This is a genomic window from Bythopirellula sp. (assembly GCF_041737835.1).
GTDB lineage: Bacteria > Planctomycetota > Planctomycetia > Pirellulales > Lacipirellulaceae > Bythopirellula.
The window spans coordinates 83,830-97,110 of the sequence record NZ_JBGSQY010000057.1; the positions used below are offsets into that span (position 1 = coordinate 83,830).

The following is a 13,281-nucleotide window of genomic DNA, read 5'->3' on the forward strand; positions in this document are numbered from 1 at the left end:
CAAGCTCTGCGCAGTTCCAGCAACCAATAACGAATAGAATTTTCAGACTTTAAACCATACGAGCTTGGCAAACTAGCTTCTTTCCGCCTCCGGCGACCTAGGCTCTCTCAGAATGACCGAGAACAACACAATAAACAAGAATAATCGTGTAGTTCGTGGCTTTCATGGTTCAAAAATCCTTCCATCTGAAGCTGTTAGTGTCTCACATAGCGGTCAAGGAATTTTTCCTGCGACTGGCTATCGCCGATGATCATCAGCTTTGAGCCGGGAGCGAGCACGGTGGCAGGATCGGGATTGATCGTCAGGCCCGCGGGGCCATCGATCGCCACCACATTACACTCCGTGGTCTTGCGAATCGCCGTTTCGCCCAACGTGCGGCCAGCCAGAGCAGCGGGGACATCCACCGTAAACACGTCGAGCCCTTCGGCCAGCAGCAAAATATTCGTCCGTTTGAGCATGTTGAAAATCGCGTTGGCCCCCATCGATGCGTAGGAAAGCACAAAGTCGGCCCCCGCGCGATGCAGTGTGCTGATATTTCGTTCCTTGGTCGAACGGCTAATGATCTGAATATCGGGACGCAACCGACGGCAATAGAGCGTCAGATAGACGTTCATGTCGTCGTCGTGCGTAGTGACGGCCACGACCGCCGTCTTCATCAACCCCGCTTTGGTGAGCATTTCGGCATCCGACGCATCTCCCACGAGGAAGTGAGGTTGATTGAGTGCCCGCTCGGGATTCTTCTCGACGATCACATATTCGACACCCTGATCGGTGAGCGCCTTAGCCATCGCCCGACCGACGCGGCCACCTCCCAGGATGACGACCGGCGCATCCGAGGAATGATAAATACAAAACAGCGAGTCGTATTCATCGAGTTGGGCGCGTGTCCCCGCCAGCAACAAGATTGTGGTCTCTGTGATGATCGTATCGGGACCCGAAGTGAAAAACTGTCCTCGTTGCCACACGCCGACCACATTGACGTTCGCATGGCTGGGAAGCTGAATGTCGCGAAGCGAACGGCCCACCAGCGGAGTTCCCGCCGCGCTCGCCTCGGCAATGAGCAGTTGGTTGAACCGGCCGATGACGTGGGTCTTGGCATCACGACCAATGGCCCGGCGCGCCATGGCTTGGCCCAACAAGTCCGAGAGTTGCAGCACGGCATTGCAGCCGGCGAGTTGGAGATTGTCCACCGAACCTTCATCGGTGCAGGTGGCAATGATCGGCGTTTCGGGGGCCACCTCGCGCACGGTGAACACCACGTTTGTGTTCACCACGTCGCTGTGAGTCGCGGCAACCAACGCTGCGTCGGCAGCGCGAGCGTTGACATAGGTTTGGGGATCATCCAAATATCCGACCATCACTTCCAGATCGAGATCGCGCAGCCGCAGCGCCTCTGCCACTTCGTCTACAAGAATCGCGTAAGGATAGCCGTACTGCGTGAGACGACGCACCAGGGCGCCTTCCACGGGGCCGTAGTTGGTCAGGATCACGTGCCCCGTCGTCGAGCTGGGCAGACTTCGCGGCGCAAGCGCAGCATTCTGCGATTCAATCCAGGGCGCATAGAAGAATTGGATAAACGTAAACGGCAGCAATATCAGCATGAAGATCGTGCCACTCAAGAGCACAACGATCGAAAACAGCCTGCCGAGATCCGAATTGAACGTAATGTCGCCAAATCCCAAGGTCGACATCACCGTGAGCGTCCAATAGAACCCCGTGACCCAAGTGTATTCGTGGCCTTCCCAAGCCATGATGTAATGAAACACAATGCTGAACAAAGTGACCAATGCCGAAAGATACAGGAGGAATTTTCCCAAAGCCTTGAGATTGCGTCTCCCCGAGGAGTGCTGAAATTGGCTGATGACGATCGTGGGAAGAATTTTCATGACTTAAGCAGCATACCGATCAGATGATGAGAGAATGACTCGAAAATATCCATGTTTAACAGAATCCAACTCCTTAAATCTAGCATCTTACGTTCCTACGCACTCGGCCAAAAATTACCTCTCAAAATGGCCATCCCACGCGTGTAAAATTCGTGAACAGCTATTAGCCGTTAGCTATTAGCTTTTAGAAATCTGAATTGTCAGATCAAGATCTGATTGTGAACCACGAAAGACACGAATAGAAGAATGTGTGACTTCAAGGCGTTAGCCGGCATCGTCCCGATGCCGTGCCCCGTCATAGCTAAATCCGTAGAAACATCTCCAGCCGACCCAACTCCTCCGCCAAGGCCACCCTAAACTCGCGCGATGCAGGCTTCTTGAGAACGTACCCAATCTCCGATTCCAACTTTCCATTCTCGACCTTCATATTTCCCCAACCGATTACACGGTCGCCCCACAACAGCGGGAGTGCGTAGTGGCCCATCGCGCGTTTCTCCGGTGAAACATAGGCTTCAAACTTATAGCTCCAACCATGCAGATGTTCGAATCGCCTGCGGTCCCAAACCACGGGATCAAAAGGCGAGAGAAAACGAACCTGACGTTCTCCCTTGATCTCTCGCGATCTCTCGTCCAACCAATAATAGCGCAGCCCATCCACGACGGTCGACTGCATATGTCCTTTTTGTGCTTTGAAGACGCTGCGAATCTCGCTCGCCAGATGCGGCGCGCCATAACGAGAAAGCGAAATCAAATAGCCCAATGAACTTTCGGGGATCGGTGAATAGATATGCAGCATCTGGTGCAGCAAGGTGGAAATCGCTTCGGCCCGGTTCGCGCTCTTGGCCGACACACTTTCCAAGTGAGTGGCGGCCTCATAAAGCTTGATTCCGTTCTCGCGTTTGGCAACTCTTAACTGGCCTCGATAGTGCAAGCCCTCGAGGGCGCGGGTCGTGGCTTGCGAACCACCGCCCCAATAATTGCCAACGGTTTGTTTTCCAAATTCGACTTGCGCCTCTTTAGGATGGATCACGCCCCGGCTTCTCACAAACTCCAAAACGCGTTCACTCAGCCCCGGTGCCTGACGTTCGATCAACAGCTTGTCTTTGTGTTCCCGAGGATAGAAATGTCGCTGCAAGTCGCGGGACATAAATCCATAGTTCACAAAACGGTCTTCTTCGATCTTCAAACGGGGATACTGCTTCTCCAAGTCCCCCGCGAAGTAGTTCCTCACGCGCAGCCGCAAAAACAAATCCTGCGCCCGCGCCGGCGCGCGAATCGGATCCGCTTGAACAAATCCAAAATGCGCGATCGCTTTCGTGATCGACGAAAACCCGATCAAAGAGCGAGTCACCGAGAGTTTGCGAATCTGGTCTTTGGTCACGAGGAATTCTGTGCAAGAAATTAGCAAAGTTCGTGGGACAAACATTTAATACTACAAAGAATTTCCCCCCGCGCCCTCCACGACTCCGCGTGAAACTCCCCACCCGGCCAAAAATGACCTCTCAAAATGGTCACCTATCTCGTGTAAAATGCATCGAAAATTCTTAACCACGAAAGACACAAAACACACGAAAGAACGGCGAGCCAGAAGCGTTAGCGCCTGGAGAGAATTATTTACCACGTATCAAACGAATAGCACGAATAGACTGTTCAACATTGGTGAGCGTAATATGACAGAGGGACTTCTCGTCGCAGCCGCGGTAGCCCTGATCTATTTGTTAAAAGAATGGTTACAACACAAACTTCAGGACCGTGATTAACAGATCACGACCAATAATGAGGCGTACCGCATGTTCGACATTGCCTTGAAACTGTATCCACTGAGCATTTGCTTGGGCATTCTGCTGCTTGTCCTAGCGGAGGCATATGGCCGCCCGGCGCGAGCCAAGCATTTTTGGCCAACACCTTGGCACTCAACGGTTGGAGGATTTCTGATGTTCTGCGGTGCAATCGTTTTGTTTACTTACCCATGGATTTGGTACTCATACTTTTACGAACTGGAGCCTTAGCAACAGTCTACATTCGGAATTGATTAACCACGAATCAAACGAATAGCACGAATAGGAATACCAGACTTCAAACCCTAAAAGCTAGGCAAACTAGATTCTTCGGTCGCCTAGGCTCTCTCAGAATGACTTACAACAAACAAAAAAATTTCGTGTAGTTCGTGTCTTTCGTGGTTTCAAATTTTCTTCACTTTTGAAATCGCGAATACACCCCGACAAGTTGGAAGAGTTGGACAACTTGGAAGTCTTGAAATGAGAAAAAGATAATTTTTGATGGAGGATGTATGATTTCTAATTGGTCAAATCATAGATCCGAAATCATAAATCCTAAATTCCTACCCCACATCGCTGATCTCCAGCGCCTGCCCGTACCGGGCGAGCATTTGTTTGCGCAGCCGTGCGTTCTGAGGGTGTTTGAGATCGGGGTCCTCGCCCACCAGCAGCTGCGCCTCGCGGCGGGCTTCTTCCAACAGTTCGCGATCACGCTGCAAGTCGGCCACCCGAAACGGTGGCAGACCATGTTGCTGCGTGCCAAACAAATCGCCGGGACCACGCATTTGAAAATCAAGCTCCGCCAGTGCGAAACCATCCGTCGAGTTGGCAAACGCGGTCAGCCGTTCGCGGCCTTGCTCGCTGAGCTCTTCGCTCACCAGCACGCCGCAGAAGCCCGGATGCATGCCGCGTCCCACGCGACCGCGGAGTTGGTGAAGCTGCGCGAGCCCAAAGCGTTCCGCTCCCGCGACGGTCATCACCGAGGCATTCGGCACGTCGACCCCGACTTCGATCACCGACGTGCTCACCAGCACTTGCGTCTCGCCGCTGCGGAAGCGGTCCATGACTTCCTGCTTCTCCGCGGGCGACATCCGGCCATGCAAGAGGGCCATGCGATACGCTTCGAGCTCGCCGTTGGTGAGTTGCTCGAACGCCGCCGCAACGCTGGGTGCCAAGATCGTGGTCGATTCATCCACAAGCGGGGCCACGACATACGCCTGCCGGCCTTCACTCAGGCGGTCGCGGACGAACTGCCACCAATTCGGTTGCTTCTCGGATTCGACGAGATAGGTGTTGATCGGCTGCCGCCCGCTGGGGAGTTCGCCAAGCGTCGAGACTTCCAGGTCGCCGAAGAGCGTCATCGTGACGGTTCGCGGGATCGGCGTCGCCGTCATCACCAGATAATGCGGCGATTGATCCCCCTGCCGCAACGCCGCTCGTTGTCGCACGCCGAACTTGTGTTGCTCATCGATCACCACGAGGCCGAGATTCCTGAACCGCACGTCTTCCTGAATCACGGCGTGCGTGCCGATGACGACGTCGATCGTCCCCGCGGCGATGTCGGCCAGCAGGCGATCCCGCTCGGACTTCGTTGTTCCCCCCGCAAGAACCGCGAACCTCACGCGGCTCGCTTCGAGCAAACCGGCGAGCGTGTCGGCATGTTGCCGGGCCAGGATTTCCGTGGGGGCCATCAGCACGGCCTGTCGCCCGTGCGCGATCGCGACCAACATCGCATACAACGCGACGAGCGTCTTGCCGCTGCCGACGTCGCCTTGCAACAAGCGATTCATCGGGCGATCGAGGGCCATATCGGCCGACACTTCGGCGATGGCCCGTTCCTGGCTCGCTGTGAGATCGAAAGGCAGCAACCGGCGAATGCGGGCGTCGATTTTGGTCGTCGCCGGAAGTGGAGGCGCGGGCAACGAACGCTGTTGCGCCCGCCGCACCGAAAGGGCCAGTTGCAATACGAACAACTCCTGAAACACAAACCGCCGTTGCGCGCGAGTGAGTTCCGCTTCATCGGCGGGTTGATGAATCCCACGAATCGCGTCGGGGAGCGTGATGAGGTTGTATTGCTTCAAAAGCTGCGGCGGAAAGACTTCCTCGGGAACGCCTGCAAATTCCTCAACCGCGGTGCCGATAATCCGCCGCATGTAGTATTGCGACAATCCTTCGGTCAGCGAATACACGGGAAGCAGTTTCCGCCCCGCGAGCGGGCTTTCCTCTTCGCCGAGCCAAGTCACTTGCGGGTGCGACATCTCCCACATCATGCCGCGGAGTTTCGGCTTCGCCGTGAGCAGAACCTGCTGGCCTTCCTGAAACTTGCTCCGCATGAAAGGCTGGTTGAACCAAGTGGCTCGCAGATGGCCGGTGCCGTCACTGACCAAAATGGCCGTGCGGGTTTTGCCAAAGCCTTGGCTCGCCACGGCGATTTCTTCAACTTTACAGCGGACGCTCAGCAGTTGGTCTTCTTCGAGATCGGCGATCGTCCGTTCGTCGGAAAGGTCTTGGTAATCCCGGGGGAAGTTGAAGAGCAGATCGCTCACTGTCCGCAAACCCATGCGCCGCAGCGACTCCGCCCGGTCGGAATTCACGCCGCGCAAGCGATCCACGAGCGTCATCAACTTCTGCTTGGCGTCGTCGGTTTTGGCATCAGAATCCATGCCCGCATTGTAACCGCCCGACGCCATCCCGTTAGCCGGTTGCGTCCCGCTGCCGTGTATAAAACATGAGCGCCGAGACTACCTCAAATACTTCTGATACGCCGCGACGGCCAATTGATCGACGCGGTCGTTTTCTTCATGGCCGCTATGCCCAGCCACACGGGTGTACTTGATCTCATGCCGGGCGAGCTGCTCATCGAGTTGACGCCAGAGGTCTTCGTTTTTGACGGGGACAAACTTGGTCCCTTCCTTCCGCCGCCAGCCGTTGGCCTTCCACTTGGGGAGCCATTCGATCATCCCTTTGCCGACATACACGCTGTCGGTGAAAATCTCTACGGAAGTGGGCTTCTTAAGCGCCGACAGCCCTTCGACGACCGCCGTCAACTCCATGCGATTGTTCGTGCTTTCGCGTTCGCCGCCGGAACGCTCGAGTTCCTTGCCGGTGGCAGGATGACGCAGGATGAAAGCCCAGCCCCCAGGTCCCGGATTGCCGCTGCACGCACCGTCGGTAAACAAATGGACCAGGGGATGATTTGCCATGCGATCTGCGAAGCCGAGCGTGAGTTTACTTGCCAATGGGTGCGGCCAGACCGTCGAGCCGCGGTTTCGAGAGTTGCTTCAAATCCTCGGCCAATTCCGAAACGCTGCGCGGCACTTCGGACAACTCCCACGGCAAAGCCACGGTAAACTCGCTGCCCTTGCCCAACTCGCTTTCGACGGTAATCTCGCCCCCCAACAGTCGACACAACTCACGCACGATCGACAACCCCAAACCGGTACCCGAATACTCGCGGGTCATCGCCGTGCCACTGGAAAGCACATTGGACCCCTGACGGAATTTCTCGAAGATCACCCCTCGATCTTCTTCGCTGATACCCACGCCCGTGTCAGTGACGCTCAGTTGCAACTCACCGCGACGATCGCGGAGCACCTTCACCGTAATCCGGCCGCCATCGGGTGTGAATTTAATCGCATTGGAAAGCAGGTTGTTGATGATTTGCTCGACCTTGCTGCGATCTTGCCGCATCAAGGGCAAAGCCGGTTCGATTTCGCAGTCCAGATCGATATTCTTCTTCTCGCTCAACGGCCGGGCCATGTCACATTGCCCCGACACAACCGAACTGATGCTGAAATCACTCAGCCGGATGTCCATTTTGCCGCTTTCGATTTTTGCGAGGTCTAAAATGTCGTTGATCATTTCCAACAATTGCCGGCCGGAACGCTGGATGTTGCTCGCATAGCGGCGTTCTTTATCTTCCAGTTTTTCGAGCGTCGCCAGTAAGTCGCTAAAGCCAATAATACTATTGAGCGGCGTGCGTAATTCGTGGCTCACCGTGGCCAGGAAGTCGCTCTTAATCTGGTTCATCTCGAACAGCCGCATGTTTGCCTGGGCCATTTCGTCGACTTTATGATCCAACTCGGTGTTCACTTCTTTGAGCTCGTCCTGCTGTCGCAAGAGCTGCCGTAACATTCGGTTAAACGCGGCTCCGAGTTCCTCGAACTCGTCCCCCGTGTGTATGACGGCCCGCTGCTCGACATCGCCGCTGCGAATCGCGTTGCTCACGTCGCGCAAATGACGTAGCGGCTTCACAATGATGTACCGCACAATGACAAATAATGCGACCATGGAAAGGAACACAGTCACTACAGCCGCAACGCTCAACCAGGCAGCGACTCCCGCCTGAGTCTGCTTAATTTCCTCGGCGTCGGTCTCCACGCGCACAATCGCCATCAGGTCGCCAATTTCCAAATCCGGCAGAGGAACTCGCATCGCCGGAGTTCGATGGCAAAAGATACAATCTGCCTTCGCATAGATCGGCTCATAATATTGCTGCACCCACTTGGACGAGCTGTCCTCCACGCTATCCGCTGCTGTGGGATTGGGAGTGATCTCGCTTTTGGGCACAACCCGCTGATACCACTGAGGTTCTAGGCCATCAATTTCCTTATCGGTTTCAATTCCTTTGCCAAGATTTTTCCAACGATCCATAAGCTCCCACTCAATCTGATCTTCGGGCTTACCAATTCGTTGAGGATTATCGGGATAGAGGACTTGCCACTTATATGCTCGACTACGCAAAAGGTCTGCAATCTTGCGATCCGCACTTTGCATAACCTCATCTTCTTCCTGCTTATTGAAATGCGCTTCGACGATCGCGGCATTAGCCAAGGCAGAGCCGGTTGCGCGACCTTGAACTTCGACCAACTGATTCGTCTGTCGCACGCTCCACCAGAAGCTCCCCGCAATCAGCGGCAACAAACACGCCCCAAACAGCCAGCGGCATTTACGCTCGAGGCTCGTTTCGCCAATCGCTGTGGTCAGGCCGCGATAACTCATTCAGGAGAGGTCAGGGGTCAGAGGTCGGGGGGCGGAATTCAGAAGTCAGAGAGTTGGGTCGTCCCGACCCCGGTGGTACGTCTACATTCTAAGGGAGCAGCTCCAGCCAGTCCAAGTGCAACACCCTGGCCTCTGACCTCCGACCCCTCACCTCTTCGCTACAACATATCCCACGGATCGACGTCCACCGCCAAAAAGACCTTGTCTGGCAGCTTGATTCGCGATGTGGCCTGCTGCACCACGTCGTGCAGTGGTGGCATCGATTCTGCTTGCAATTGGATTTGAAATCGGTACTGATCGCGCAACTTGGCGATTGCCGCCACAGCGGGGCCCATCACGCGCACTCTTGGCTGATCGCTCGCCACGGCACGTAGTCCAATGCCAATCTGCTCCGCCACAGCACGCGTGGTTTCTTCTGCCGGGCCACGAACCACGAGCCGAATCATCGAACCATACGGCGGGTAATGCAGTTGATTGCGAACCGCGAGTTCTTCCACTGCGAACATCTCGTAGTCGTGCCGTACCGCCGCGCGGATTGCCAAGTGATCGGGGCTCAAGGTTTGCACCAGCACACGCCCCCCCTTCTCACCCCGGCCGGTCCGTCCCGCCACTTGCGCGACGAGCTGAAACGTGCGTTCCCCCGCGCGAAAGTCCGGCAAATGCAACGCAGTGTCGGCATTGATCACCCCCACCAGCGTCACGTTGGGAAAATCCAAACCTTTGGCGATCATCTGCGTCCCTAGCAGGATATCAATTTTGCCTTTATGAAAAGCATCAAGCACGCGCTGATGGCTGCCGTGGCTTTTCATACTGTCGGTATCCATCCGTTCGCACACATAATCGGGAAACCGTGCATTCACTTCCGCTTCGAGTTTCTGCGTTCCTACACCACCAAAGCGAATCGCCACGGAATGGCAATCCGGGCAACTCGCTGGTGGCTCGGTTTGATAATCGCAATAATGGCACCGCGTCACATGTTCTTGGCGATGAAACGTGAGCGGCAATTCGCAGTGCGGGCACTTGGCCACGTATCCACATGCCGGGCATTGAATGTGCGTGGCAAACCCACGCCGATTCAACAACAAAATCACTTGCCCTTCATCACGTAGCGCCGCCACCATCGCTTGATGCAACGGCCGGCTGATCGCACCTCGACTATGCCGCGTCTGAGCGGAATCACGCAAATCGACGATCACCACATTGGGCAACGGCCGATTGGAAACTCGTCGTGGCAAATCGAGCCGCTCGAATTCTCGCAGTTCTGTTCGCTGCCAAGCTTCCAGTGACGGTGTCGCGCTGCCCAGCACCAATGGAATCTTCTCCGCGAGCGCCCGTTGCCAGGCCACATCCCGCGCATGATACCGGGGCGTGCTATCCTGCTTGAACGAAGATTCATGCTCTTCGTCGATCACAATGAGTCCCAAATGCGGCGTCGGTGCAAACACGGCGCTCCGTGCACCGATCACCACCTGCACTTCACCCCGCGAGATCCGTTGCCACTCGCGATGACGCTCGACGTGTGTTTGATGGCTGTGCAAAACCGCCACACCGTCGAATCTAGCGCGAAAACGTCGCACCGTTTGGGGCGTCAGACTTATCTCGGGTACAAGCACAATCGCTTGCCGACCAAAGCTCACGACACGATCAATCGCTTGCAAATAAACTTCCGTCTTGCCGCTGCCGGTGACGCCATGCAGCACCATGCCGTGGGCTTCAGATATTTCTAAGGCCGCATGAATTCTATCGAGCGCCTGTTGCTGATCTTCATTGAGTGTTAGCGGTGTTTCACGTTCGGCAAATTCCAGTTCCGATTCGCCGGAATCGATTCGCTTTTCGCGGGCTTCGATCAAACCTTTCTTAAGCAGCTGTTTGATCGGCGCGACCGTGCAATTGGCCTTCTCCGCGAGTTGCCGAATCGTGAGAGGGCGTTCGGCCTTCGCCAGAAATTCCAAAGCCTGAGCCTGCTTGGCACTAAGCTTCAAACTTCCCAACTGCTCGCGCACGTCGTCAGGCACGGAGAGCAAAATGACTTTCCGCGTCCCGGCAAGCTGCCGCACGCCGGCAGGCACCACCGCTTCCAGCACCTCGCCCCAGCTGCATAGATAGTAGTCGGCCATCCAGCGCGTAAGTCGCAGCATCGCCGGCGACAACAGTGTGGCCGTGTCGACAATCTCCGCGACTGATTTCAGCCGCGCAGGATCAACCGTCTTCGTGCCCAATGAGACACAGTAGCCAACCACTTTGCGATTGGACCGACCAAACGGCACGCGCACTCGGCGACCGGTCTGCAAATAACGGTCAGGCGAATCCTTATCGCACAGAAATTCCGGAACTAAATAATCGTACTCGCCCGCGGCCCCTTCCCCCAACACCACGGTTGCCACCAACCGTTGTTGCCGCGCATCAACTTCCCACTCAGCGGGCTCATCGTCGAATAAACTGGTTTGCTTACTTGGCATGAAATCTCAATATTTAGACCCGCTGCTTGCAGCAGGAGAACATCCTGAATAAGATCGCGCTCGAGGTTGTTATTATAGAACTCTTTCCCCTTCATCGCAGTCCGCTGTAAAACCCCATGCGTCTCGGCATTTTCGGTGGCAGTTTCGATCCCGTGCATCGGGGGCATCTCATTCTGGCGGAGAGTTGCCGTCAACAGGCTCAGCTCGATCGCGTCTGGTTTATCCCGGCTGCGCAACAGCCTTTCAAACCAGATGGTCCGCGAACCAACGCCGATGAACGTTTGGCTATGCTGGAACTTGCCCTCGCCGACTACCCCAACTTCGAAATTTCTCGGATTGAACTCGAGCGCGGCGGCACGAGCTACACGGTCGATACGCTGACAAACATCGCCGCGTTGCACCCGTCGGCTCAACTGTTCCTGTTGATGGGGGCCGATTCACTGGTCGACTTCCCACACTGGAAGAATCCTCATGAGATCTGCCAACTGGCCACCCCGCTCGTCGTCAATCGTGCGGGAGAACCGTCACCTAATTTTGTGCCACTCACCGAAATTGTCTCAGCTGAAAGATTGGCAGAGATTCTAGCCAATCAAGTTGAAATGCCGCCGATGGAAATCAGCAGCTCGGAAATCAGACAACTCATCGCAGAGGGCGGAAACTGGGAAGAATTTGTTCCCGTTGCCGTCGCAACATTTATCCACGAACACCACCTATATCAATAAATTTTTAACAGGAGTTCGCAGAGGAAACAGAGAAGACGGAACACTAATTATTACTAATCAACACTAAGATAATTTTTATTAGTGTTTATCAGCGAAGATTAGCGTTCTTAATTCCCTCTGCTCTCTCCGCTACCTCCTGTAAATTTTTTTTATGCTGCCCGCAAGGCCGAGTCATTCAAACTCGCTGCTAGCAGTGGATGAAGTTCGCCTGACGGCGATTCCGCGCGCAGGGCGTCGAGCACATCATTAAGTTGCTCGCGATGCGATTGCGTCATGTCGAGCAGTAAACATTTCTTGCCATGAATCAAATAATGCCCACCGCCGGCACCGTCGAGCACGTCTTCGCGAACTTCGTAACCCGCCGATCGTACGGCTTCGAGAGCAAGTGATAGCAACTTGGCGGCGTTCATCGGTTTCCCTTTCCAACTCGTTTTCTGCTGTGGGGCCGGATTGTATCGGCTTCGGTTTGAGTCGCCCAGGGGAATTCGTCGATACCGTCTACTGAGCTAAGTACCGATATTAAAAGCAGTTAAAGCGTTCCAGTCAGTCAAAAAGGGCAAGCTACACAAGCCCGGAGACCACGTTTCCCCAACGCCCGCAACCCGAGACGATGCCATGCAAGGCAGCAATCTGAATCCTCAACAGGAAATCGAACTTCTCAAACGGCAACTACTGCAAGCGCAGCGAATGGCCGCACTGGGGGAACTCGTGGGCACCACCACCCACGAATTCAATAATGTGCTGATGACGATCCTCAACTACGCCAAACTCGGCCTGCGTCACAAAGACGAACCGACCCGCGACAAGGCCCTCGAAAAAATTCTGGCTGCCGCTCAGCGGGCGGAAAAAATCACCAACAGCGTGCTGGGCTTGGCTCGCAATCGCAAAGAGGAGTTTGCCCCCACGCATCTTGACCAACTCATCAACGAGTCGTTGATCCTGCTGGAACGCGAATTGCAAAAGTATCGTGTGCAGGTCCGCTGCGAGTTTGCCGAAATCCCGCCGGTTCGGGCGATTGGCAATCAAATCCAGCAGGTCCTGCTTAATATGATGACCAACGCCCGACAGGCGATGCCTAACGGCGGCGAACTCTTACTGCGATTGGCTCACGACGCAGCCTCTAACACGGTGGAACTTACGATACGCGATACTGGCTCGGGCATACCCCAAGAAAGCCTGCCGAAGATTTTCGATCGCTATTACTCCACTAAGAATGGACCCGACGAAACGGGCAAGGGAGGCACGGGCGTGGGACTCGCCACTTGCAAAGATATCATCGATGCCCATCAAGGCCGTATCCGTGTGGAAAGCAGCCTCGGTCGCGGCACAGCGTTCATCATTCGCTTACCAGTAAGCCAGCCGGTCGTAGCACCGACTCTTCCACTACCAAAGCTCGGCGTCCCCTCTGCACTCCCCATATCATAGCCGCTTGCGG

The 13,281-nt window shown here is 55.3% G+C and carries 9 protein-coding genes; 2 read left to right on the plus strand and 7 right to left on the minus strand.

Annotated features, from left to right (window positions below):
• Positions 1-194 precede the first annotated feature (194 nt).
• The 6 genes from AC6T8Q_RS17895 to priA all read right to left on the minus strand — a co-directional run bounded on the left by AC6T8Q_RS17895 (position 195) and on the right by priA (position 11,124).
• Complete coding sequence (locus tag AC6T8Q_RS17895) at positions 195-1,886, minus strand: potassium channel family protein (protein WP_500680380.1); 1,692 nt, start codon at positions 1,884-1,886, stop codon at positions 195-197.
• Between the two features lie 301 nt (positions 1,887-2,187).
• On the minus strand, positions 2,188-3,267 hold the full coding sequence (locus AC6T8Q_RS17900) for a winged helix DNA-binding domain-containing protein (RefSeq protein WP_500680381.1): 1,080 nt from the start codon (positions 3,265-3,267) through the stop codon (positions 2,188-2,190).
• A 960-nt stretch (positions 3,268-4,227) separates the two neighbouring features.
• The gene (gene recG, locus AC6T8Q_RS17905; protein WP_500680382.1) at positions 4,228-6,327 is read right to left on the minus strand and encodes an ATP-dependent DNA helicase RecG; all 2,100 of its coding nucleotides are present in this window, start codon (positions 6,325-6,327) and stop codon (positions 4,228-4,230) included.
• 78 nt (positions 6,328-6,405) lie between these two features.
• On the minus strand, positions 6,406-6,867 hold the full coding sequence (gene rnhA, locus AC6T8Q_RS17910; protein ID WP_496921466.1) for a ribonuclease HI: 462 nt from the start codon (positions 6,865-6,867) through the stop codon (positions 6,406-6,408).
• A gap of 25 nt (positions 6,868-6,892) precedes the next feature.
• Positions 6,893-8,665 carry a sensor histidine kinase gene (locus AC6T8Q_RS17915; RefSeq protein WP_500680383.1) on the minus strand — a complete coding sequence of 591 codons (1,773 nt, stop codon included), beginning with the start codon at positions 8,663-8,665 and terminating at the stop codon, positions 6,893-6,895.
• 158 nt (positions 8,666-8,823) lie between these two features.
• Positions 8,824-11,124, minus strand: a complete 2,301-nt coding sequence (gene priA / locus AC6T8Q_RS17920; RefSeq protein ID WP_500680384.1) for a replication restart helicase PriA — start codon at positions 11,122-11,124, stop codon at positions 8,824-8,826.
• Between the two features lie 116 nt (positions 11,125-11,240).
• On the opposite strand from priA, the gene nadD reads away from it, so the two are divergent.
• Positions 11,241-11,846, plus strand: a complete 606-nt coding sequence (gene nadD / locus AC6T8Q_RS17925) for a nicotinate-nucleotide adenylyltransferase (RefSeq protein WP_500680385.1) — start codon at positions 11,241-11,243, stop codon at positions 11,844-11,846.
• A 149-nt stretch (positions 11,847-11,995) separates the two neighbouring features.
• Here the strand turns inward: nadD and AC6T8Q_RS17930 are convergent, their stop codons facing one another.
• A complete protein-coding gene (locus AC6T8Q_RS17930; protein WP_500680386.1) occupies positions 11,996-12,256 on the minus strand; it encodes a hypothetical protein in 261 nt (86 codons plus the stop codon).
• Between the two features lie 205 nt (positions 12,257-12,461).
• Between AC6T8Q_RS17930 and AC6T8Q_RS17935 the strand changes: the two genes are divergently transcribed.
• Entirely contained in the window at positions 12,462-13,271 is an 810-nt protein-coding gene (locus tag AC6T8Q_RS17935) for a sensor histidine kinase (RefSeq protein ID WP_500680387.1), read from the plus strand.
• Positions 13,272-13,281 lie beyond the last annotated feature (10 nt).

Coding starts and splice junctions, on each gene's coding strand:
- AC6T8Q_RS17895 (WP_500680380.1), bottom strand. CDS start 1,886: ATGAAAATTCTTCCCACGATCGTCATCAGCCAATTTCAGCACTCCTCG.
- recG (WP_500680382.1), bottom strand. CDS start 6,327: ATGGATTCTGATGCCAAAACCGACGACGCCAAGCAGAAGTTGATGACG.
- rnhA (WP_496921466.1), bottom strand. CDS start 6,867: ATGGCAAATCATCCCCTGGTCCATTTGTTTACCGACGGTGCGTGCAGC.
- AC6T8Q_RS17915 (WP_500680383.1), bottom strand. CDS start 8,665: ATGAGTTATCGCGGCCTGACCACAGCGATTGGCGAAACGAGCCTCGAG.
- priA (WP_500680384.1), bottom strand. CDS start 11,124: ATGCCAAGTAAGCAAACCAGTTTATTCGACGATGAGCCCGCTGAGTGG.
- nadD (WP_500680385.1), top strand. CDS start 11,241: ATGCGTCTCGGCATTTTCGGTGGCAGTTTCGATCCCGTGCATCGGGGG.
- AC6T8Q_RS17930 (WP_500680386.1), bottom strand. CDS start 12,256: ATGAACGCCGCCAAGTTGCTATCACTTGCTCTCGAAGCCGTACGATCG.
- AC6T8Q_RS17935 (WP_500680387.1), top strand. CDS start 12,462: ATGCAAGGCAGCAATCTGAATCCTCAACAGGAAATCGAACTTCTCAAA.